Below are 22281 nucleotides of genomic sequence, written 5' to 3'. Positions count from 1 at the left end.
GACGATTTTGCTACTGCATAGCCACTTCGTGCTTCAGTTGCTCTGTGTTCCCGGCCGCATCGGCAGCAAACGCAGTCACTTTCTTCGCCGCGGGAATCGTAACTTCCCATTGGCCGAAGTTGGCCGCGGTGGCTTTGGCATCCTGACCATTCACAACGACCCTTTTCACTTCACCGTTGTCGGTGCAGTTGCCGCTGACGATCAGTTGATCGCCCTTGCGAGCGATGTGAGTGATCACGGTCGCCGGCGGCAGATCATCGACGGGATTGAGGACCTTGGGGAACTCGACGTCGGTCACTTCGCGCACGGCTGATTCGTTACCGGTCAGCGGCGGTTCGCTGTGGAAGCTATTCGGGTTCGCTTTGTATTCGGGCGAGCGGGTGCTGACGACGAGAGCATGCCGGCCGGGGCCGTAGTGATCGTGAATGACGATCGACACACCCTTTTCGCTCTTCGGTTGCGGCCGAGGGCCGCCGCCGAGATTGACGATAGCCTTGGCCTTCGAATTGTCCTTCCAATTCGTCACGTTCACATGGCGAAAGTGCGACGCCGCATTGCCGGTCGGATTATCGTCCGAGATCTGAATCAGCGGCATGCCGCCCGAGCGGATATTGTCGAACGTGAGACCATCGACGGTCACCACGCCATGCTGTTCGCTGGCGTCGTCATGGCCCCGATTGAACGGCTCGGTGTTCGTAGCGCGAATCGTCACGTCGCGATACACATGCCGATCAAAATTCGGATGGTAAATGCCGTAGTGCGATTGAATCGACAGATTCTCGACGAGCAGCGACGGTACTTGTGGACGAAAGCCGTAATGCACGTCCCAGATCTTCGTATTCTTTACCACGAACGGATGCTTCTCGTCGGGCCCGACGCGATTCACTCCTTCGCCAAGATTGATGCCATACAACCCGCCGTTGCTATGCACTTCGTTGTCCTCGAACCGCACGAACGGCAGCGTGCGAACATCGGTGAGCTTATCGGTGCCATCGGCTTGCATCACGGGGAACAGCGTCTTGAAGGAGCTACTCGAAGTCGCTTCAAAGCGAAATCCATACAAATCGTTGCCAGCCGCGACATTTCGCGTGAACGTATTCAAACTATTGGCCCACCAGAAACCGGCTCCTTCATTCTGATCAAAGGGCAGAACCTGCTTCGGCAACTTCTTGCCGGCGACAGCGCCGACGGCCAGGTTGCGATCGAGGACGTTGTAAACTTCGGTGCCGTCTTCCAAAAAGAATCCGTGGCCGATGCTGCCGTAGCCGACGTTGTCGCGGGCCACGAGGTAGTTCGTGCCGTGAATCGTCAGCCAGCGATTATGGCTGTCGTGAATCGACGCGCCGACGACATAGCTGCCGCGCATCGTGTTGCCGATCAAATGGAAGTGGAGCGAGTAACGGCCGAGGACATTCTTTTTGCCGAGGTGCCGGAACTCCGCATAGCTGATACTTCCTTGCGAATAACGGTGGTACATCGTGTGGCCGCGCTCACCGGCGGGATCGGCTGATTCAACGATGACGTTGCGGCTCAGGTTCGCCACTTCGCCGCGGGTGTCGGCTTCGCCGAGATGCAGGTACTCGAGCGCTTCGTCGAACTTCACCACTTCGCCTTCGATGGCAGCAATGGTGCGTTCTTCATTGATTGGATCGCTGCGATAGTCCGTTTGCGTCGGCGTGAGAATGATTCGATCGCCAACGCGCCAGCCGGTCACCTTTTCGCCGAGCGTGACTTGTTTGTCGCCCTTGGCTGCCGTCACACCGAGTTTGACCCACGTGCGATTCATCGGTTGGCCGTGAAAATCCATCCGTCCGCCGCAGCAAACAATCGCCGGGCAGGAATTCTTATCGAGCCCCTCGACGTATGTCAGACGGATCAGCGCTTTGTGCTCAGCGGCAACCGGCTTGTCGGGAGTTCCAACGAGAAGCGCGGCCCGTTGCTTTCCCGGCTCCGGTTCGGCGACGTGCCCTTCGCAATCAAAGCCTTCTTCGGCGGTATCGTCACTATCCTGAATCTTGATCAGCCCCACGTTGAGCTGCGTCGTTTTATTTGGATCAAACTGCAGCGTGCCGGCGATATGCAACGAGCGAATCACTTCATCGGCCTTCGCCTTCACGTCGTATGTCACGGTGTGGCCCGACTGAATCAGCACCTTCACGTTCGATCCCGGCACCTTACCGCCGGTCCAAGTTTCCGCGGCTGACCAAGGACCCGACTTCGCCGATTGAATGACCGGCACGGCATCGGCAGCATGAACCACCTGGCCGAGCGCGAACAAGATCGCCACCGCACTCGCGAGACGCACGAACATAGAGAGCTCCCTATCGAAATCTGGGAAAGGTAGGTCCCGCGAATCGGCGCTGGATGGCAGGCTGAGGGCGGGTGAACAGGAAGGCAGCCGGGATTGTAACTCTTTTTTGGGCCATAGCCAGAAAAACTCGGCTGGGCGATTTTTCGTGAACGCGTAGTCTGCTCTTGCCTTTTACGCTGCTACAGACGCAAATAAACAGACTCTTCGAAAATCTGTTGGTGGAGCCCGCTCATGTTTCACGGCTTGCTTCCTCGTCGGCAACTCTTGGCCGCAGCTGGATTGGGTTTGCTCGGCTTCAGCCGAAGTGGTTTCGCGCCACTGGCTCGGGCCGCGGAAGACAAGCCGGCAAAACAGCGGCGACATTGCGTCGTGCTGTGGATGACCGGCGGACCGACGCAGACCGATACCTTTGACATGAAGCCGGGGCATGCCAACGGCGGTGAGTTTAGGGAAGTGGAGACCGCCGCGGCGGGACTAAAGTTCAGCGAGCATCTGCCGAAGCTCGGCAAGCTGGCCAATCATCTGGCCGTCGTGCGCAGCCTCAGCACCAAGGAAGGAGATCACGGCCGCGGCACTTACCTGATGCGGACCGGCCATCAGCCGCAAGGACCGATTCAATATCCGGGGCTCGGCGCGTCGCTCTCAAAAGCGCTCGGCAGCGAGGATGACGCGGTGCCGCAGCATGTGGCCATCGCGCCGTATCGGGCCTTCAATCCGCAAGCGTTCGGCGCTGGCTTTCTCGGACCGAAGTATGCGCCGCTGACCGTCGGCGCGAGTGATTCGCTGCAACCGCCGATGCCCGGCGCGATGAGTTATGCCGAGATGAAGGTCGACGATCTGGCGCCGCCGTCGTCGGTCAATAAGCAGGAGTTGCAGGACCGACTCGAATTGTGGCGAGCGCTGCAGACAAACTTTTTGGCCAATCATCCAGGACCAGTGCCGCTCGCGCAGAACACGGTTTATCAGCGGGCGATCAAGCTGATGGATAGCAAGGCGGCCGAGGCTTTCGATCTGTCGCAAGAGAAAGCTGTCGTTCGCGACGCGTATGGCCGCGGTCGATTTGGTCAGGGTTGCTTGATGGCTCGGCGATTGATCGAGCGCGGCGTGTCATTTGTCGAGGTTTCGCTCGGCGATCTCGGCGGCAATAGCATCGGCTGGGATACGCATCTCGGCAACTTCGCCGCCGTGAAGTCCCTTTCAGCCGAGCTCGATAACGGCTGGGGGACGCTAATGGAAGAATTGAAAGATCGCGGCCTGCTCGAATCAACCACCATTCTCTGGATGGGCGAATTCGGCCGCACGCCGAAGATCAATCCGCAAGGCGGCCGCGATCACTTCCCGGCTGCCTGGAGTTGCGTCCTCGCTGGCGGCGGCATCAAGGGTGGCCAGGCCTTCGGCAAGACGAGCGCTAGCGGCGAAGAAGTTGAGGAGGGAAAAGTCGACGTCGGCGATGTCCTCGCCACGCTGTGCACGGCAGTTGGCATCGACCCCGAAGCGAAAAACATCTCCGACCAAGGTCGGCCCATTAAGCTTGCTGAAGGGAAGGGGATTAAAGAGATCCTGGCGTAAGTGCCTCGCGGCAGAGGAACAGCTATCACAAAACTTGACCCGCTAGCAGCTGAAAATTTAACGGCTAGTGAGGGGATACTTCCGGAAATGTTATGTAGCAAACGCGACTACATGAAATGCCGAAGGTAACCGTCGTGCCGCAATCACTGCCTGCGCGGGGTCACGATGATCGTTCCCAAGATGAAGCGACCGAATCTCCGTAAACTTCGCGCCTGGATCGGCGCTGGTTTGGCGTGCGGTGTGCTGGCATGGTCGGGGACTGCTCGCGGCGATGAATTGTCGCAGCCTCCCGCGCCGGAGCCGACTGCGGTTGCGGTCAACAACGACACGTCCGACTTCGTGCTGTTTGACGATCCCTTTGCGAATACGAGTTACGACTCGCCGTTCGCTTCGTTGCCGGTGCAAGGCTATGCCGCGCCCAGCACTACAACGCCGACGCGGTTCGATTTGCCGATTTTGCAATTTCCGGGCGTCGTCAACACCGTGACGCAAGATCTGATTTGGGATCGGAGCTCGATCACCTTCGATCAAGCGCTGCAAACCGTGCCAAATGTCGTGCCGCGCAATGGCACGGGCGGCCGCTCGGATGAGTACAACATTCGCGGTTTCAATGTCGGCTTTGCCGGCAGTGACTTTCGCAAGGATGGCTTTCGCGACAGTTCGTGGGTGCGGCGCGAAGTGCAGAATATCGAGCGAATCGAAGTGCTGAAGGGACCGGCGTCGGCGTTGTATGGTTCGGCGTCACAGCCGGCCGGCGTGATCAATGTGATCACCAAGAAGGCGATCAACGCTCGCTTTGCTGACGTCGATTTCATGGTCGGCAGCGACAACTTGTTTCGCACCGTCGGCGATCTCAATACGCCGCTGCTTGGGAACGAGAATGTTCTCGGCCGTTTGAATTATGCGGTGCAAGACTCGGGGAGCTTCCGCGATTTCGTGAATGTCGACCGGCAGTTCATCGCGCCGTCGCTGACATTCGTGCTTGACGATCAAACGACGCTGACGTTCCAAGGTGAGTATTTGCACGACACACGGCCGACTGATCGCGGCCTGGTGTTTTTGCCGAACACGCCCGTCGGCAATCCCCTGGCGTTGCCCATCAATACTTTTCTCGGCCAACCGACCGACGGCAACGAGTACAACGATGGCCAGTTCAATCTGTTTCTGAACCACTGGGTGAACGACAACTGGTTCTGGCGGATGGGTTACGTTTCGAACTGGTCGGGTGAACATCGCAGCAACTACGACACACGCGGCGTGGTTGGTAACAACGTGACGCGGCAATATGTGCAGCAGCAATCGATTGCGCAAGATCATTACGCGATTGCCGACATCACCGGCGAGGTCGATGGCCCGCTGTTCAAACATCGTGTGCTGGTGGGAACCGAACTCGGCACTACGGTGAACGACGTTTCTTCGCGGAATAGCGTGGTGACTGGCTTCCCGCTGAATGTGAACGACCCCTACAACACGCCTGGCGCGAACTACAGCCTGTATCCCGCCGTTCCCGCGCTCGCAGCGCCGCTCACTTCAGGTAGCGAAGTAGATCAATACGGCGTTTATTTTCAGGATCTGATCGAGCTTACGTCGACGGTCAAAGCGCTCGTCGGCGTGCGCGGCAACGCCTACGACTCGAAGAACTTTAGCAACGGCAACCGCACCGACCAGTCGTGGCAAATCCTCACGCCGCGGTATGGACTTGTCTACGAACCCTTGCCGGAGCAGTTGTCGTTCTACGCGGCTTACAGCGAGACGTTCAATCCAGTCCAAGGCAACGACATCAACGGCGATCCGCTGGTTCCTGAGTCGGGCTTCGGTTTTGATGTCGGCACGAAGATGCAGGTGATCGATCAACTCTGGCTGACGGTCGGCTACTTCGACATCGAGCGGACAAATGTTGTCCAAGCGATTCCCCTGAGTGTGCCGCCAGCCTCGACACAGATCGGCCTGGTACGCTCGACCGGTTTCGAAGTCGAACTCTTCGGCCAAATCACCGAGCGGTGGAGCATCATCAACGGCTATGGCATGACCGATGCCCGCATCGAAAACGACCGCGTCGCAGCGAACATCGGCAAGCAACTGACCAACACGCCCAACTGGCAAGGGAGCCTGTGGACGCGCTACAACTTTATCCAGGAGAGTAACCGAGTGGTCGGCGCCGGCTTCGGGATGCTCTACACCGATTCCTGGTTCATCTCTGCCGACAATAACTATTCGCTGCCGGGTTACACTCGCTTCGACATGGCCCTCTACTACGACGTGGGCCGGTGGCGGAGCATGTTATTCATCGAAAACTTGACCGACCAGCGCTATGCGGTGAGCGGCAACAACAGCACCTCGATTACGCCCGGCGCCCCGATCACGTTGCGTGGCACCGTGGGCGTGAGCTTCTAAAGCGAAGTAGATTCGCTGCACTGTCGCCAAGAAATAAAAACGGGCGGCGATCACCGATCCTGATGAATGCCGCCCAACACGGGAGTGAGAAAGCCTGTGTTTTGTCGCAGCAGCGGGTGCGAACTGCGTACACTGAACTTTATGCGCTAGCCGGCCTTAGTCAAATTTGACCATGAGGCAAAGTCTGCGGGTTGGCGAAAATTTCTCGGGCAAGTGTCTCTCTGTAACGGATGTGCAGCCTGCAGCGGTTCGCGAGAGGGATTCATTCGCCCTCTGCCGCTGAAGAGAGGTTTCCCAGGCCGGCGGCGGCGAACTCGATGGTCTCTTCGTGGCCGTTGTTGCAGCGGGCGAGGACCTCGGCTGTTCGCGGCTCCTGGTCGTGCAGGTTGTGACGAACATAATACAAACACTTGCCACACGCGCAGCGGCGATCGATCGTGGCCAGGTACTTGTCAAACACCTGCGCGACATACCGGGGCTTCATGTCGCGCCAAACAATCGTGTCTTCGAGATCACAGCGATTCGGCACGAGCGGATCGACGATCGGCCAACCGGGCGCGCGGGCCAAGCGGCTCGCAACGATGTGTAAACGGAAGTGAGCTTCACGATCGTCGGCCGTTGCCTGCTTCGCGGGGACTTCACCGGGAATGCCGCGAAACTCAGCGTCACGGTCCCAGTAGAGTACCTGGCAGAGTCCAGCGATTTCCCACACCGTGCGGAAGTCGACCATGTTCAAGGGCGTGATCGAATCGCGGCGGATATATTCGAGCGTTTGTTGCCACTGTTCCTCCGAAGCCATCGACCGCAACCGCTGCAGCGTTTCGTTCAAGTCGGCCGATGGTTGCAGCGTTTGCAAATAGCGTTCTGCGGCAGCGCGAGCGGCGGCGGTTTCTTCATAGAAGGCTCGGCCTGCGCGTTCGTGAAGTTCGGCGAACAGCGCGGGGACTGCTTGTCCCAAGCCGTTTTCCATTTCGATTGCTTGATTGTCTGAAAAAATCTTGTCGGATCGCCGGCCATAATTCGCGACTGGCACAAACTGCGAAACCCTAGCAAAAGGGGTGGGATGTGCGACGAGTCCCTGCGCGACATACACGGCCAGATGATTGCCCGTGGTATCACCCTTGAGCTCGAGCAAATCGAACAGCCCCGGCGAGTCCGGCGTCGGTCGCAGATACTGCAGTTCGTTCAATCCCCAAGTGCGACTAGCAGCGGTGAGCACAAAGCCCTGCGGCTGAAGTTGCCGGAGCAGTGCTTCCGGATGGACCTTCATCGGGCGACCGACTCGGCGGATGAATTGTTCGTGATCGAAATCGGACCGGTCGGACATGGTGAGTGCAAAACTGAGACGGGAATCTTCAATAACCGTCCGTCATCATTGGTCGATTGCAGGACGCTCGCAAGTATCTGCGAGAGTTCGCATCGGCTTGGTACAATCACGCATCTTCCCTCGCTCCCAGTTCCTAGCTCCCAGCTCCCTATGCCTAACCTCGATCAATGGCCCGAACTCGATGTCATCGCCGTGGGTGCTCATCCCGATGATGTCGAAATCGCTTGTGGCGGAACGCTCGCAAAGCTCGTCAAGCAAGGCTACCGCGTCGGCATCATCGATCTAACCGACGGTGAACCAACGCCGCGTTCGCCCGGCCCCGAAGTTCGCTTGGCCGAAGCGCGGGCTGCGGCTGATAAGCTCGGCGTGCACGTGCGGGTGACGATGGAGCTACCGAACCGCCGGCTGTTCGATACGTTCGAAGCCCGTGTTGCGCTCGCCAAGGAATTTCGCAAATATCGCCCGCGCGTGGTGATCGGCTTTGGCGACAAAACGCCCCTGGCTTCGCCCGATCACTGGCAAGCGATGCAGATTACCGACGCGGCCATCTTTTACGCCCGCCTCACGAAGTGGGACGACCATTTCGATCATCTGCCGGTCCACACCATCATTTCGCAGCTCTACTTTCGCCTCGCCTTTGAGCCGCAAACGCTCAACGGTTTTCCCGGCAACTTCACCGTCGACATTGGCGATACGCTTGACGACAAACTGGCCGCCATCGCCTGCTATGCCACGCAATTCCCGCCCGAGAAAGCCCACGTCTACGACCGCGTCAAAGGTGCCGCTCTGATCGCCGGCGCCGCCAGCGGCTTTCGTGCCGGCGAAGCCTTCGTCAGCGTTCGGCCACTGGGGGCGATTGATCTCGTAAAGACGGCACTCGGGCAGGTCTAGGCGGCATTTTCATAACCCGCGGCGTCCACTGACCAAGCAACCGACTTTTCTCGCCCGATCCCTGACTTACGCCGCGGGTTATGACGGTGATCACAAACCGCTTGTAAATCAAACTTATTCGCGCGCTCTTGCATCGGCGGGGGCGAAATATGACGATAAAAGGTTGGATCGTCGCATTCCCGCCCGCTCGCCTCTCGTTTCCCGCCTGCCGAGTTCCTCATGCTCAACCTCCTTGGTCCTCAACAAGCCCGACTCTGCAATGGTCAGTCGCGGCGGAGCTTTTTGAAGATCGGCGCGCTCGGCCTGGGTGGGTTGTCGCTGGCGAATCTGCTCGAGCTCGAAGCCCAAGCCGGCCAAACTCCGAAAAAGCAGAAGTCGGTCATCATGATCTACTGCTGTGGTGGGCCACCGCATCAGGATATGTATGAAATCAAGGTCGACGCGCCGTCGGAAATCCGCGGCGAGTTCGATCCGATTCCGACGAAAGTGCCGGGTATCGAGATCTGTGAACTGATGCCGAACATGGCGCGGATCATGGACAAGCTCGTGCCGATCCGCAGCATTGTCGGTGCGCGCGACGATCACGCTGGCTACCAATGCTTCACGGGTCATCTCAGCGCGAACGCGCCAGCCGGTGGTTGGCCGCACGTTGGCTCCGCGGTCTCGCGTTTGCAAGGGCCGACGCAGCCGGGTGTGCCGCCGTTCGTAAGCCTGTGCTATGTGACGCAACACAAACCATACAACGAGCCGCACGGTGGCTTCCTCGGCCTCGGTCATTCCGCCTTCAGGCCGATGGGAGAAGGTCGTGACGATCTGGTGCTGCAAGGGATCGATGCCACGCGGCTCGATGACCGTCGCAACCTGCTGGCCGGCGTCGACAGCTTCCGCCGGCAGTGGGACAACTCGCGCTCGATGGACGGCCTCGATGTCTTCACGCAACGGGCGATGGGCATTCTCACTTCGTCGCAGCTGTTCGATGCGCTCGATATTACCAAGGAATCGGAAAAGACCCGCGCTCGCTATGGCAACTACGATGCCTCGCGTGCCAAAGGTGATGGCGCTCCACGTGTGCCGCAGAATCTGCTCATGGCTCGGCGGTTGGTCGAAGCCGGCGTGCGGGTTGTGACGATCAACTACAGCTTCTGGGATTGGCACGGCCAGAACTTTAAGAACGCCAAGGAAGAGCTGCCGATTTTTGACAAGGCGGTTTCGGCCCTCGTCGAAGATCTCGATGAGCGCGGCATGCTCGAAGACACCAGCGTGGTCGCTTGGGGCGAATTTGGCCGGTCACCGAAGATCAATAAAGACGCCGGCCGCGATCACTGGCCGGGCGTCAGCTGCGCGCTGCTCGCTGGCGGCGGCATGAAAACCGGCCAGGCCATCGGCGCCACCGATCGTCTCGGCGGCGAAGCGGTGCTGCGGCCTGTTTCGTTCGAAGAAGTGCACGCGACCCTCTATCGCAACCTGGGCATCAATCTTGCCACCGCGCCGCGGCTGTTCGACTTCCGCGGCCGGCCACAGTATCTGGTCGATCCAGGTGTGAAGCCGATCAAAGAATTGATTTAAGCGGAGTAGCACATGCTGACTCGCTCGCTGATCGCGCTGTGTTTCTCTGCGCTCGTCGCGGTCTCGTTCGTTTCTATCGCGAATGCAGCCGAAGAGCGCAAACCCGCTCCGCCCGAAGCGGAGGTAACGGCTGCGAAAAAGCTGGTGGCCGACGTCTACAAAAAAGAATACGAAGCGGCCAAGACGCCCGCCGATCAGAAGAAGCTCGCCGGCAAGATGCTGGAGGATGCGAAGCAAAGCAAACCGGGATCGGCAGATCAATTTGCGTTGTACGAAATCGCTCGCAACATCTCGACCAAGATCGGCGACATTGATGTCGCGCTCGACGCCGTTCGTCTATCGGCCGAGGGCTTTCAAATTGACGAGAACACACTCACACGCGAGATCTTTGCGAAGATCTCGCCCCTGGTTCGCACGGTTCCCGAACGCCAATTGCTGCTGCGCTATCTGACAGTCGCTTATTTCGAATCCGTTCGCGACGATCAACTGGCAGAAGCGAAAGAGATGCTTGATCTGGCTCTCGCCGCGGCCAAAAAAGCGAACGATCCGGACGCGGTGAAACAGTGGGTTAGCCGCCAAGAAAAACTAGCCGTCCGGCAAAAGGCTCAAGAGCAATTGCGACTCGCCGAAAAGGTGCTGGAGACTAAACCTGCCGACCCTGCCGCGAATGCAACTTGCGGCGAGTACGCCTGCTTCTATCGCAAGGACTGGATTCGCGGCCTGCCAATGATTGCACTTGGGCCACCTTCGGCATTGCAAAAATTAGCCGGCAAAGAGTTAGCCGGAGCAAAAACTACTGACGAGCAGGTCGCCCTGGGCGATGCCTGGTACGACGAAGCGCAGTCACGCGAAGGCCTGGTGAAAAATGCATTGCTCGCCCGCAGCGCGGAGTGGTATGAGCCCGCTATCAAAGATCTGGCGGCCCTCAACAAACGCAAGGTGCAAAATCGCTTGGACGAAGCTCACCGAACCGGCGAGCCGATTCCTACGAATCAATGGTTTGAACTCCTCGACTTTGTGCGCCTGGGAGCTGACGCAGATCCTAAAATCTGGCGGCGTGAACGGGGGCAAATCAAGACAGGTCACATGGACTTAGCCATCATCAATTTTCCGATTGTGGTGAACGGCGCTTACGAGTTGCATGTTCATTCGACTCGCCATTGGGGACCGGATCAGTTTCGCGTCGGCTTGTCGTTGCCGGGCAACAATTCGCATTTCGTCTACGATTGCCTGGCCGGCGAGACAAGCGGAATGGGCAACATCAAGGGAAAGAATCCGCATGAGAATGGCACAGGCAGAGCGCCAGCTAACTTGCCGAATGGCAAACCGCATTTGATGTCACTCTTCTGTGATCAGAAGGATGGCCAGTGTGCTTGCGTGGTGAGGGTCGACGACAAGCCTTACTTTCAATGGTCCGGCGCAGCCGATACGCTCGTGCCGGACTCGTGGTGGCGCGGCGGCCGCCTGGGCCTGCTCACTTGGAAATCGCGGATTGACCTGCATAACGTTCGCTTTCGCTTGAAGAGTGGCGAAGCGTGGATAGTGGATTAATTCGCATGCTGATTCACCGCTGGCTGTTGGCGACATGCACCTTGCTGTTGTGCTCCTCGGCCAATTACTGCTGCGCCCAATTCGCACCTGGCCATTTCGCCGCCGAGCTGAAGTTTGAAATCACCGGCGAGGACGTGGAACTGCTGACGCTCGATGTCTTGCTGCCAAAGACCGAAGCGCGGCGGCAAAAGGTGTTGGCGATCGAGTACTCGACCGAGCCGCAAGTCGTGTTCGAAAAGGATGGCCAGCGGTACGCGCAGTTTCGCTTCGATGGTGTGCCAGCCAAGCTCACCGTTACGTTCGACGTCGAGATCTATCGCTACGACCTGGCTACCGTCCGCTCGAAGCCGCAAGTCGGCAAAGAATCGACCGAGTCACTCGCGCCATGGTTGTTGCATGAACGGTATCTTGAGAAGGATGCGCCGTTTGTCCAGAACATCGCCAAGCAACTGCGCGGCGACGACCGTGTGGCCGTGGCGCGGGCCTGTTTCGATCACGTCGTGAAAAACATGCAGCGGAAACCTTACATTGAAAAGGAAGTCGGCGGGCTGCGGTCGCTGTACGAAAAGAAAGGGGACTGCACCGAGTTTTCCGACGCCTTCATCACTCTCTGCCGGGCGAAGGGAATTCCGGCCCGCAATTGCACGGGCTATTTGTTGGGCCCAACCAAAGATACGCCCAAGCACGACTGGGCCGAAGTTTATTTTGAAGAGTACGGCTGGGTGCCGTTCGACCCGATCTATGCGCAGTTCGATACTCCGACCAGTTTTAACGATCTGCGGCCGATCTACCTTGCCGTGGAACGGCAGCGGCGCAACGCGGTGCTCAACCTGCATCACTTCTGGGCCTACAACACCGTGAACGGCGACGCCAAGGTGAAAGACACCTTTACAACGATCAGCCGCGGCCCGGTGTCGAAACCGAAAGACGAAAAGCCTTAGTAACTCCTCGCCGTTTTCACGACGCTCGGCGGCTGTTCCTCTTCGACTGTTTCCGTTTCTTCCGGAGCAGCTTTCAAATCAATCGCATGCCCGCCCGACGGCGCGACGTCGGCAGCAAACAGTGCGCTGTTGCGATCGGCTTTGGTTTGCAAGATCAGCAGATTGAGGTTGGGCGACGAACTAGCCACGGGCAACCGGACCGGCAATGCAGTCGGAGTTGATGCGAATCGCGCCGCCGCAGCAGCAGCTGCGAACGACGGGAGCAACTGAAGAGTCGCGAGAGGCGCTTGTGTCGGCTGTTCCAGCGATTCGGCCAAACTCACCGAAACGAAGTCGCCAATGTATTTGACCGTTTCCATGCCGCCGATGTCCACCGGAACGACGTCTACGAACTCTCCATTCTCGTCGAAAGGAACTTCCGGCTGGGGAGGCATCGCGCCGATTACCACGTAATCCGGTCGAACGACGGTTGGCGATGGTGGCGACGGACTAGAGGGGGGAACCACCGGCGGCGTTTTGGTCGCCCCACTCGCGGCGACGATTTCCACAGTCGTCGTGCCGTATTTGATCTTCGCCGGATCGAGATGCTCGCTCACCCCGGTGTAAAGAATCTCAAAGCCGTCGGTTTCGGCTCGGTTGGAAGTGAACGTCGCGGTGCCGGTCGCCGTTGCGCGAAACTTCGCGCTCAGCATGATGGTCCCCTCTGCCGTCTGATACATGACCCGGCCCGCTTCGTCGATTTCTCCCGGATGGATGATCGCCGGCTTCAGGCCTGGATCATCGCGATCGAGTAGCAGATCGAGCAAGTTTTCATCAAAGAGGAAATCGCCATTGCCCGAGAATGCGCGCGTGCCGGCCGGCACCAGCAATCGCGCACGGAGGCGAAACTCCTGGCCGATCTCGACGGTGGTGATGACGTTGCCATTGAGATCGACAACTTCGAGTTCCACTTCGGCCAGGTAACCCGCCTCGGCATTCGGCGGCAGCGGCACGGTTGGTTCCGGTAGCACATCGTCGATCACCGGCGGATCGGCGGGAGGCGACTTCGACGACGGCCACCTTTGGATCGAAGTGAAGCCAGTCACTTTCGACAAGTCACGAATCCTGGCAATCGGAATCCAAGCGGAGACATCCTTTTCGGTGCTGGCGATTTGTGCGCCGACCTCGCTAACCAAACTATCGGCCAAGGCCTGCAGCTCGGCTTCCGTGCCAAAATGCCCCGCTTCATTGGTGCGAGCGATGATCGAGATCCAGCCATTGGCCGTCGAGTTTGGCCACTGAATAGCTTCGGGCGAGCCCGATTGCAGATGCTGCCCGTACTCCTCGGCAACACGGTACAACTGGAAATCGATGCGTTTCAGGTTCGTGCGGAGAAACTCCGGCTGCAAATCGGCGGGCAGAATCGGATTCGCACTCACTCCGGCCACTTCCACTGTCGCGCTGCCGAAGCTGACTTCAGCAAAATCGAGGATATCGGTCAGCCCCGTAAACAGGATCTCCGAACCGACCTGATCGGGCGCACTCGAGACAAACGTGATCGTCCCTTCGGCGGTCGCCTGGAAGGTTTTACTCAGAAAAATATCCGGCGTCTTCGTCCAATAGACCAGCTTGGCCGCCTCATCGATCTCGCCATTCAGAATCCGTGCATTGGTCAAGCCGAAGTCGTGCGGATCATTTACCGGCACGACGAGTTCCGACGGAAAGTTGACATCGGCGGCCCCAGCAAACGGTTCCGTTCCCGCGGGCACCAGCAGCCGAGCGAGCACCCGAAACTTCTCGCCGACCCGCACCGACGTAATCGGATTGCCGGCGACATCGACAATCTCCAGCTTCACGGCGGCTTGAAAACCCTCGGGCGGCAATTCGTGAGTCAGCCCCAGGCCGCCGGCGAACACCGTGCGACCTTCGAGCTGTTCCAAAAAGAGACGCCGAGACGTGGAGCGGTTTTGACGCGAGTGTGCCATGGCAGATCAACCAGCAGGAGGTGAGGAGCAATTACCGCTCCTAGAGCGAAAAGATTTGCCGATCGCACGAAGAATCTAAAAAAATAATTTCCTTGATGGCCCTAGCCTTAAAAGAGCCGCTCCCCGTCTTCGATTACATGCCAGACAGAATTCGTTGACCCTCTGCAGCGGTCAATCGATACTGTCGCAGCAGCAAGGACTTCTGGCGACGACGGTAGCACTTCGGCAAGCGTGAACTGGTGTGAAATCATGCCCGGCTGGCAATTTCCGTATCTTGATGAACCGACGTCGCGGCGATCTTTTTTGGCGACGAGCACGTCGCTGGCGGCCGCTGCAATCTGGGCCGATCGGGCGCAAGGGGTCGCGCTCACCAAGCTCAAGAAGTATCCGTTTCAGCTGGGCGTGGCCGCCGGTGATCCATCGTCCGATGGCTTTGTGATTTGGACGCGGCTGGCCACCGATCCGCTCAACGGCGGCGGCATGCCGAAGGAACCGGTCACGGTCCATTGGGAAGTCGCGCCGGGAGAGAAGTTTGCCAAGATAGTGGCTTCGGGCAAAACGACCGCCACGCACGACTGGGGCCATTCGGTGCACGTTGAGGTCGAGGGCCTCAAGCCCGACCATTGGTATTGCTACCGCTTTCGCGTCGGCATGGAAGAGAGCCCCATCGGCCGGGCGAAGACATTTCCCGCCGCAGACGCAGCGACGCCGCTGAAGTTTGCGTTCGCATCGTGTCAACATTTGGAAACCGGTTGGTTCACGGCATACGAGCACATGTTGAAAGATGATCTCGACCTGGTCGTGCATCTCGGCGACTACATCTACGAGGGCGCCGGTCAGGACGGCCGAGTTCGCAAACACGTCGGCGACAAGCTGAGCACGCTCAACGAATATCGCAATCGGCATGCGCAGTACAAATCCGATTCGGCGCTGCAAGCCATGCACGCCGCAGCGCCGTGGATCGTCACGTGGGACGATCACGAGTTTGAAAACAACTACGCCGGCGATGTGCCGCAGAAGCGAACCGGCAAAGCCCAACCGCCCACGCGCGAGCAGTTTCTTGCCCGGCGGGCTCGCGCTTATCAGGCCTATTACGAACACATGCCATTGCGGCGCGCACAGCTGCCGAATGAAGCCGATATGCAGCTGTATCGGAATTTGTCCTACGGCAAGCTCATCGACTTCAATGTGCTCGATACGCGGCAGTACCGAGCCGATCAGGTTGCCGATGGTTGGATTGAGCAGGGAGAAGCAGCCCTCGCGCAGAAACAAACGATTCTCGGCACGAAGCAAGAAACCTGGCTGAAGAAGTGCCTCAAGAGTTCGACCGCGCAGTGGAACGTCCTCGCCCAACAAGTAATGATGGCCAAGGTCGATCGCGCGGCCGGGCCGAAGCACGGCTTCAGCATGGATCAATGGCCCGGCTACGAAATGAATCGCCGCCGCGTGCTGAAGTATTTTCACGAGCAAAAGGTGAGCAATCCGGTCGTGCTGACCGGCGACATTCACTGCAACTGGGCGACTAACCTGATCGCCGATTTCGACAATCTCGATTCGAAAGTGGTGGGAAGCGAGTTCGTCGGCACGTCGATCACCTCGAGCGGCGACGGCGTCGACAAGCCCGCCGATCACGCGACCACGATGAGCGAAAATCCATTCGTCAAGTTCTACAACACCGAGCGCGGTTATGTCCGCTGCCAGGTGAATGAGAAAGAATGGCGGACCGATTATCAAACGGTGCCGATCGTGTCGAAGCCCGGTTCGCCGGTGGTGACACGGGCTTCGTTCGTCGTGGAAAGTGGCAAGCCCGGCGTGGAGAAAGCGTAACTCCTTTCGACGGACCGTGTGCGGCTGACCGCTTCTTCCAACGAATGACATTTCTTCTCGCTTTCTTCATTCATATTCGCTCGATTGATACTTGCACGATTGCGTTCCCGCCTGACTGGATCCCTCCGATGAAAAGCTGGCTCTTTCCGTATCTCGACCAACCCGCTTCCCGCCGTTCGTTTCTCGCGACAGGCACTTCTCTGGCCGCGGCCGCACTCTGGGCCGATCGCGCGCAAAGCATCGAACTAACCCGGCTGAAGAACGAAAATTATCCGTTTCAAATCGGCGTGGCGTCGGGCGATCCATCCCCCACTGGCTTCGTGATTTGGACCCGCCTTTGCACCGATCCGCTGAACGGCGGCGGCCTGCCGAACGAGCCGATCGCGGTGCAGTGGGAAGTGGCCGAGGACGAAAAGTTCGCCAAGATCACCGCAACCGGCAAGACCTCAGCCGTTCCCGAGTGGGGCCATTCGGTACACGTCGAGGTCGAAGGCCTGCAGCCGGATCGTTGGTACTTCTACCGCTTTCGCGTCGGCATGGATGAGAGTCCGCTCGGCCGAGCCAAGACCTTCCCGACTCACGAAGCAACGACCAAGCAGCTGAAGTTCGCGTTCGCATCGTGCCAGCATTTCGAAAGTGGTTTGTTCACCGCCTACGAACACATGCTGAAGGATGACCTCGACCTGGTCGTTCATCTCGGCGATTACATCTACGAAGGCGCCGGCCAAGAAAAGAAACTGCGCAAGCACGTCGGCGGCAAGTTGCTCACGCTCGCCGACTACCGCAATCGACACGCTCAGTACAAGTCCGACACAGATCTGCAAGCGATGCACGCGGCAGCGCCCTGGCTGGTGACCTGGGACGATCACGAGTTCGAAAATAATTACTCGGCCGATATTCCCGAAGAGCGCAAGGGAAAGAATCCTCCGCCCACGCGCGAGAAGTTCCTAGCGCAGCGCGCGCGGGCCTATCAAGCCTATTACGAACACATGCCGCTGCGGCGGGCCACGCTGCCGAAGGGGCCCGATATGTTGCTCTATCGCCGCGTCTCCTACGGCCGATTGGCCGAGTTCTGCGTGCTCGACACGCGACAATATCGCAGCGATCAACCGCACGGCGACGGCCGTAAGGATCAAGGTGAGGAGGCTCTCTCGCCGAAGCAAACCATCCTCGGCGACAAGCAGGAAGCCTGGCTGAAGGAATCGCTAAAGAGCTCGCAAGCGCAGTGGAACATCCTCGCTCAGCAAGTGATGATGGCCCGGGTCGATCGCGTGCCGGACGAGAAGCACGGCTACAGCATGGATCAATGGCCTGGCTACGAAATGAATCGCCGACGGATTCTCAAGTTCCTGCACGAGCAGAAGATCCCAAACCCGGTCGTGCTGACCGGCGACATTCACAGCAACTGGGCGAACAACCTGATCGCCGATTTCGACGATCTGGACTCGCGCGTCGTGGCCAGCGAATTCGTCGGCACCTCGCTCTCGTCCGGTGGCGACGGCGTCGATAAGCCGAAGGATCACGCTAGCACCATGAGCGAAAATCCCTTCGTGAAATTTTTCAACACCGAGCGAGGCTACGTGCGCTGCCACGTGACCGACAAGGAATGGCGATCGGATTATCAAGTCGTTCCGGTCGTCACCAAGCCGGGCGGCGAGGTTCTCACCCGTGCGTCGTTTGTGGTGGAGAGCGGAAAAGCCGGCGTCGAGACGGCGTAGTCCTCGCCGAAGAGCGACACGGGATACTTGAATGCGGAGCGAATTGAGCGCACGATAATCCGCTCGATTTCACCGCATTCCCTCCACTCAGGATCCCGCCATGCTCAAAGAACTTTTCAACCTTCAAGGCAAGACTGCGCTCATCACCGGCGGTAGCAAGGGAATCGGTAAGGCCTGCGCCCGTGGCATGGCCGAGGCCGGCGCCAACATCGCCATCAGCGCTCGTCATGAAGATGAACTCCGCGCAGCTGCCAAGGAAATTGGCGAAGGGCTGAACGTCAAAGTCGAGTACTTCGTCTCGGACATGAACGACCGAGCCCAAGTGAAAAAGCTCGCCGATGACGTGCTGGCCACATTCGGCCGCGTCGACGTGCTGTTCAACAACGCCGGCAGCAATCGTCCGCAAAATTTGGTCGATACGACAATGGATGTGTGGGATCAGATTCTCGAACTCAACTTCACCAGCTGTATGTTGCTCTCGAAGTACCTCGCCCCGCAAATGATCGAGCGGAAATGGGGCCGCATCATCTACACCGCCTCGGTCATGGCCCTCGCCTCCAATGCCGGTCGCGGACTCTACTCCGGCACCAAGGCCGCCCTCATCGGCATGACGCGCGCCCAAGCACTCGAGCTCGGCCCAAGTGGCATCACCGTCAACTGCCTCGCGCCGGGACCGGTTGCCACCGATCTGCCGATGAGCCTTCTCTCTCCCGCGCAGAAAGAAATCTTCGCCAACCGCACGGCCGTGAAACGTTGGGGTACGGTCACCGATATGGTCGGCCCGGTCATGATGATGTGCACCGACGCGGGAGCATTCATTACCGGAACTACGGTTTCCGCCGATGGCGGAATGTTATGCCGGACGTTTGATTAATTGGGATGCTAGCGTGCGAATAATCCCGGTTGACCCTTATCCATTACGCGAAACCTATGACAGTTTCGCGGGCGCAATCGCCGGCGTGCTGAACGCGCCTCTGCAATCGAAAGCCAAGGCCGATACCGCGCGACTGCTCGGCTCGCACATTGAAGACGCATGCTGGACTGACACTGCGTGCGTCATACGCTTTTCGAATGGACTCTTCCTGCATGTGTTCGTGGCAGACGAAATTCTGTCTTGGCAACTAACAGATGGTGAACCCGCGCTGTGCGATGCTGTTGGAAGAGTCGGCGCTCCAGCCGTAGCGCTGCGGTGGCCGTCACAGCCTGAATACCTGATGGACCGTTCTGCCCTCACCGCCAATCGCTTAGGAACTGAGTTCGTACAACTCTTCACCACGAACGGCGCGTTACTCGTCTATTGTCGCGCTAGGCTAATTTGGTGGTTCTCGGCGATTCGCCGAATCGACACGGGGCGAGCTTTTCTCTTGATGTCCGAAGAGGACTAGTCGCTCGGCGCCGGCGAGTCACTTGCATTCAACTTTCGGAGACCGAAAGTCGACAGTCGGTGCGTCTACAACTCGATGCTCTTGAGTTGGTTTCCACCCGCGAGTTTCGCGGCGTCGAGGCAACGTTCGGCTGCAGTGACGAGTTCTTGTGGTGGGAAGTTGCGACTTGGTAGCGCGAGCGTCGCGACGCCGGCGCTGAGGCTTAAGTGGACGTTGTCGCTGGGCATGCATTCTTCTTGCCAGGCTGGCAGCGATTGTTGGACGGTGCGGAGAGTGGCCAGCGCGTCGCTGCGGGTGCAGTCGCCCCAGAGGAGGGCGAAGTGGCCGCTGTTGAGTTGCAGGCAGGGGCCGAGGCCGCCGGTGGCTTCGGCGAGGTGACGGCGGAAGCGTTCGAGGAATAACAACGATGTCGGCACGCCACAGAGGAATTGCGCGTCGGAGAGATGATCGATCTGAAGTAGCGCGAGCGTGACCGGTGTCCGCTGTTGGCGGCAGGTTTGCAGCACGCCAGACAATCGGCCGATCAGGCCGGGATCGGCGGCGGCTTTTTGCGCGGCGGAACTCGTCGATGGCGGTGTCGAAGGTTTTCGCGGCGGCACGAGCGGCGAGCGAATCTCGCTCGCGCCGTCGGCACGACGTTCGGCCAGCTTGTGTTCAACGTGCAATCGCGTTGCGCTCGCCGCCGTGTGTTGCAGTTCGCGCGTGGTATTGAGAATGGCTTCGAGCGCGGCGCCGTCGTCGGTTTGTCGCTGGGCGGCGAGCAGTTCCGGTACCATCTCGGTGGTGATCGCGGCAAGGCGGCGATGCGCGGCAAGCAATAGTTCTTGCGAGCTTGGACCGCTCGGCAGTTCCACAGCGAGCGTTTTCGCGAGTGATTCGAAGTGCGGCGTTAGTTCGGTCAGCAAAGCGTGCAAACGAACTGGTCCGAGATTGAAGTAGCGCTCGCTGAGCATCAGTAGGCGGGCGAGATCGCCTTCGCTCGGTTGTTCGATGTAGCAAGTCAGCAGTTCAGCTAAGTGCAGAATCTGGCACAACGGCCGACACAGTGACGGCGCGTGTGCAACGGCCGATTCCAGCGGCGGCACGGCAACGGCCTGGCACAGCAGCGTCGGCAATCGCCAGATGGCCAGCAGTCGCGCACTGAGCGCGAGATGATCGAAGCCGAGCGTGACCGATTCGGTTTGCAGCAGATTTTCGCTGCGCTCTTCGCATTGCAAATAGAGGCTGGCGTAGTTCTCGCCCAGTTGTTGCAGCAGCGCGAGCACACCGACGTCTTGCAACAGTCCGGCGACGAAGGCTTCTTCATCGTCGGTCGGCGCAACGTGTTGTTCGAGCAAGCGGCAGGCGAGTCCCTTCAGCAACGAGTGTTGCCAGTACTTTTGCAAGGCCGCGGTGTGTTCGCTTTCGAGCAATTGGGGCGGCAGGCTGAAGCCGAGGAGCAAAGCCTTGAGCGGTTTGAGGCCGAGCAGGGCGATGGCTTGTTGCAGATCGCTGACCTGACGACTGAGGCCGAACAGGCTGCTGTTGACGACCTTGAGAATGCGAGCGGAGAGCGCAGGATCGCTTTCGAGACAGAGCTTGATTTGCCGCGGATCGACTTGCGGTTGCCCCGCCAGTCGCAACACTTCGAGCGCGACCGCGGGGAGTGAATAGAGTTGTTCGGCCTGGTGGGCCAGTCGATCGAGAGGACTGAGCTTCGGCTGCATGGCTGTGTCTTCGGCTGCGAGTACGCAGGTGTCTTCGCTAGGGCTACAAGAGACTAGCAAAGCATACGTCGTGGGCAGCAGCCGAGCGTCCCGAAGTCACGGCCGAATAAAAACTTAACTGCCCATCGCAGTGCTGATTTTGTTTTTGCTATCGGTGAAGGCGGCGTTGGTCTGCGTTCCGAGGAACGTGATGGCCGCGACGCACACACCGACGATGAGGGCGAGCATCACCGCATATTCCACGGCGGTGGGTCCGTCTTCATCCCATAACAAGCGGAGCAACATTTTGCTCATGGTGTTTGCCCTTTACCCAAAACGAAGAATAGATCGGCGACGAGATGCACGCAGGCAATCGCAGCCGGGGAGTCAAAGCAGACAGTGTGAAGAACGCGCCGCGTATCCGCAGTAAATGGCACTGCGTATTCACGGCAAAGAACACTGTCTGTCAATGAAACTCTAGGTCATGGTTGATGGGTGGGCAAAAGAAGTTGAAAACTTCGTACGAAGATGGGGGTTCGTAGGACGACCATTGGTCCGTCTTGAACTGCGAGTGATTGTTGGTCAAGCAAGGCGAACTTCGGCGCGGACGGACCAATGGTCCGGCCTACGAGCTTAATACGGCCGAGTGGTGGCGGGTTGTCGGGCTTGCAAAGGCTGCTGCGTGTTCTGCTCGAGCGCCTGAAAATACCGGCTGCGCGGTTTGTACTGCGCTTGCGGATTAGGAGCCGTCGTCTGCGGCGCGGCCGGAAGCATGCCGGCCGGCGTGGGGATGGCTTCCTGCTCTTGCTGTTTGTTATTCAGCTCGAAGTAATACGGCTCGTGCGCTGGCGCATGGCTATTGCCGTACGTCGTCGTTCCTGGCATCACCGAGTACTGGTGAAAAGGCTTCTGCTTGGGCGGGCACTGGTCGTAGGCGTGATAGCCGTCGCTCCAGGCCAGGCCCGAGGTGCGCACAATGTAGTTGAGCCAATCGGCCCGCGCAGGAAGAGCCAACGCACCGAGCAGTAGCCCGAGGGAAGCGGCTTTGATGATCGTACGTTTCATGGCGTCCTTTCCCGAGCGATGCCGCACTCACTGCGTGCGTGGTTCTTCTAGCTATCGTCTGCTGCTGGCAGCGGCATTCCCAATTTC

The 22281-nt window shown here is 58.9% G+C and carries 16 protein-coding genes; 10 read left to right on the top strand and 6 right to left on the bottom strand.

All coding sequences use genetic code 11. The annotated features are described in order from the left end of the window. Positions 1-10: 10 nt before the first annotated feature. The gene (locus M9Q49_RS32475) at positions 11-2311 is read right to left on the bottom strand and encodes a G8 domain-containing protein (RefSeq protein WP_254513470.1); all 2301 of its coding nucleotides are present in this window, start codon (positions 2309-2311) and stop codon (positions 11-13) included. A gap of 231 nt (positions 2312-2542) precedes the next feature. On the opposite strand from M9Q49_RS32475, the gene M9Q49_RS32470 reads away from it, so the two are divergent. Together M9Q49_RS32470 and M9Q49_RS32465 are read left to right on the top strand one after the other, a co-directional pair. Continuing rightward, positions 2543-3880 (top strand): DUF1501 domain-containing protein, encoded by a 1338-nt coding sequence (locus M9Q49_RS32470; RefSeq protein WP_254513469.1) that lies wholly within the window; start codon positions 2543-2545, stop codon positions 3878-3880. A gap of 165 nt (positions 3881-4045) precedes the next feature. Beyond that, entirely contained in the window at positions 4046-6274 is a 2229-nt protein-coding gene (locus M9Q49_RS32465; RefSeq protein WP_254513468.1) for a TonB-dependent receptor, read from the top strand. 262 nt (positions 6275-6536) lie between these two features. Here M9Q49_RS32465 and M9Q49_RS32460 read toward each other — a convergent pair whose 3' ends face one another. Next, entirely contained in the window at positions 6537-7601 is a 1065-nt protein-coding gene (locus M9Q49_RS32460; protein WP_254513467.1) for a hypothetical protein, read from the bottom strand. A gap of 150 nt (positions 7602-7751) precedes the next feature. On the opposite strand from M9Q49_RS32460, the gene M9Q49_RS32455 reads away from it, so the two are divergent. The 4 genes from M9Q49_RS32455 to M9Q49_RS32440 all read left to right on the top strand — a co-directional run bounded on the left by M9Q49_RS32455 (position 7752) and on the right by M9Q49_RS32440 (position 12550). Then, positions 7752-8492 (top strand): PIG-L family deacetylase, encoded by a 741-nt coding sequence (locus tag M9Q49_RS32455; protein WP_254513466.1) that lies wholly within the window; start codon positions 7752-7754, stop codon positions 8490-8492. A gap of 219 nt (positions 8493-8711) precedes the next feature. Beyond that, complete coding sequence (locus M9Q49_RS32450) at positions 8712-10058, top strand: DUF1501 domain-containing protein (RefSeq protein ID WP_254513465.1); 1347 nt, start codon at positions 8712-8714, stop codon at positions 10056-10058. 12 nt (positions 10059-10070) lie between these two features. Then, positions 10071-11609, top strand: coding sequence for a hypothetical protein (locus M9Q49_RS32445; RefSeq protein ID WP_254513464.1), 1539 nt, complete (start codon positions 10071-10073; stop codon positions 11607-11609). A gap of 5 nt (positions 11610-11614) precedes the next feature. After that, positions 11615-12550, top strand: a complete 936-nt coding sequence (locus M9Q49_RS32440) for a transglutaminase-like domain-containing protein (RefSeq protein ID WP_254513463.1) — start codon at positions 11615-11617, stop codon at positions 12548-12550. Here the strand turns inward: M9Q49_RS32440 and M9Q49_RS32435 are convergent. Next, positions 12547-14514: a hypothetical protein gene (locus M9Q49_RS32435; protein ID WP_254513462.1), complete on the bottom strand. Its 1968-nt coding sequence runs from the start codon at positions 14512-14514 to the stop codon at positions 12547-12549. The genes M9Q49_RS32440 and M9Q49_RS32435 overlap by 4 nt on opposite strands. 249 nt (positions 14515-14763) lie before the next feature. Between M9Q49_RS32435 and M9Q49_RS32430 the strand changes: the two genes are divergently transcribed. The 4 genes from M9Q49_RS32430 to M9Q49_RS32415 all read left to right on the top strand — a co-directional run bounded on the left by M9Q49_RS32430 (position 14764) and on the right by M9Q49_RS32415 (position 19444). Further along, entirely contained in the window at positions 14764-16341 is a 1578-nt protein-coding gene (locus tag M9Q49_RS32430) for an alkaline phosphatase D family protein (RefSeq protein ID WP_254513461.1), read from the top strand. 128 nt (positions 16342-16469) lie between these two features. After that, entirely contained in the window at positions 16470-18059 is a 1590-nt protein-coding gene (locus tag M9Q49_RS32425) for an alkaline phosphatase D family protein (protein WP_254513460.1), read from the top strand. A gap of 100 nt (positions 18060-18159) precedes the next feature. Beyond that, positions 18160-18933, top strand: coding sequence for an SDR family NAD(P)-dependent oxidoreductase (locus M9Q49_RS32420; RefSeq protein ID WP_254513459.1), 774 nt, complete (start codon positions 18160-18162; stop codon positions 18931-18933). A 340-nt stretch (positions 18934-19273) separates the two neighbouring features. Beyond that, positions 19274-19444 (top strand): hypothetical protein, encoded by a 171-nt coding sequence (locus M9Q49_RS32415; RefSeq protein WP_254513458.1) that lies wholly within the window; start codon positions 19274-19276, stop codon positions 19442-19444. Positions 19445-19509: 65 nt separating this feature from the next. Here M9Q49_RS32415 and M9Q49_RS32410 read toward each other — a convergent pair whose 3' ends face one another. The 3 genes from M9Q49_RS32410 to M9Q49_RS32400 all read right to left on the bottom strand — a co-directional run bounded on the left by M9Q49_RS32410 (position 19510) and on the right by M9Q49_RS32400 (position 22194). After that, complete coding sequence (locus M9Q49_RS32410) at positions 19510-21150, bottom strand: HDOD domain-containing protein (RefSeq protein WP_254513457.1); 1641 nt, start codon at positions 21148-21150, stop codon at positions 19510-19512. A 114-nt stretch (positions 21151-21264) separates the two neighbouring features. Next, the gene (locus M9Q49_RS32405; RefSeq protein ID WP_254513456.1) at positions 21265-21444 is read right to left on the bottom strand and encodes a Flp family type IVb pilin; all 180 of its coding nucleotides are present in this window, start codon (positions 21442-21444) and stop codon (positions 21265-21267) included. A 318-nt stretch (positions 21445-21762) separates the two neighbouring features. After that, positions 21763-22194, bottom strand: coding sequence for a hypothetical protein (locus M9Q49_RS32400; protein WP_254513455.1), 432 nt, complete (start codon positions 22192-22194; stop codon positions 21763-21765). Between the last annotated feature and the right edge of the window lie 87 nt (positions 22195-22281).

The organism is Anatilimnocola floriformis (assembly GCF_024256385.1).
GTDB classification, from domain to species: domain Bacteria; phylum Planctomycetota; class Planctomycetia; order Pirellulales; family Pirellulaceae; genus Anatilimnocola; species Anatilimnocola floriformis.
The sequence above is the reverse complement of the archived record's forward strand: the minus strand, read 5'-3'. Positions and strand labels throughout refer to the sequence as shown.

Excerpts from the sequence above, each read along its gene's own strand:
- M9Q49_RS32420 (WP_254513459.1), top strand. The coding sequence starts at position 18,160 with ATGCTCAAAGAACTTTTCAACCTTCAAGGCAAGACTGCGCTCATCACC.
- M9Q49_RS32400 (WP_254513455.1), bottom strand. The coding sequence starts at position 22,194 with ATGAAACGTACGATCATCAAAGCCGCTTCCCTCGGGCTACTGCTCGGT.
- M9Q49_RS32465 (WP_254513468.1), top strand. The coding sequence starts at position 4,046 with ATGATCGTTCCCAAGATGAAGCGACCGAATCTCCGTAAACTTCGCGCC.
- M9Q49_RS32455 (WP_254513466.1), top strand. The coding sequence starts at position 7,752 with ATGCCTAACCTCGATCAATGGCCCGAACTCGATGTCATCGCCGTGGGT.
- M9Q49_RS32475 (WP_254513470.1), bottom strand. The coding sequence starts at position 2,311 with ATGTTCGTGCGTCTCGCGAGTGCGGTGGCGATCTTGTTCGCGCTCGGC.
- M9Q49_RS32435 (WP_254513462.1), bottom strand. The coding sequence starts at position 14,514 with ATGGCACACTCGCGTCAAAACCGCTCCACGTCTCGGCGTCTCTTTTTG.
- M9Q49_RS32430 (WP_254513461.1), top strand. The coding sequence starts at position 14,764 with ATGCCCGGCTGGCAATTTCCGTATCTTGATGAACCGACGTCGCGGCGA.
- M9Q49_RS32415 (WP_254513458.1), top strand. The coding sequence starts at position 19,274 with ATGGACCGTTCTGCCCTCACCGCCAATCGCTTAGGAACTGAGTTCGTA.
- M9Q49_RS32460 (WP_254513467.1), bottom strand. The coding sequence starts at position 7,601 with ATGTCCGACCGGTCCGATTTCGATCACGAACAATTCATCCGCCGAGTC.
- M9Q49_RS32450 (WP_254513465.1), top strand. The coding sequence starts at position 8,712 with ATGCTCAACCTCCTTGGTCCTCAACAAGCCCGACTCTGCAATGGTCAG.
- M9Q49_RS32440 (WP_254513463.1), top strand. The coding sequence starts at position 11,615 with ATGCTGATTCACCGCTGGCTGTTGGCGACATGCACCTTGCTGTTGTGC.
- M9Q49_RS32425 (WP_254513460.1), top strand. The coding sequence starts at position 16,470 with ATGAAAAGCTGGCTCTTTCCGTATCTCGACCAACCCGCTTCCCGCCGT.
- M9Q49_RS32470 (WP_254513469.1), top strand. The coding sequence starts at position 2,543 with ATGTTTCACGGCTTGCTTCCTCGTCGGCAACTCTTGGCCGCAGCTGGA.
- M9Q49_RS32410 (WP_254513457.1), bottom strand. The coding sequence starts at position 21,150 with ATGCAGCCGAAGCTCAGTCCTCTCGATCGACTGGCCCACCAGGCCGAA.
- M9Q49_RS32445 (WP_254513464.1), top strand. The coding sequence starts at position 10,071 with ATGCTGACTCGCTCGCTGATCGCGCTGTGTTTCTCTGCGCTCGTCGCG.
- M9Q49_RS32405 (WP_254513456.1), bottom strand. The coding sequence starts at position 21,444 with ATGAGCAAAATGTTGCTCCGCTTGTTATGGGATGAAGACGGACCCACC.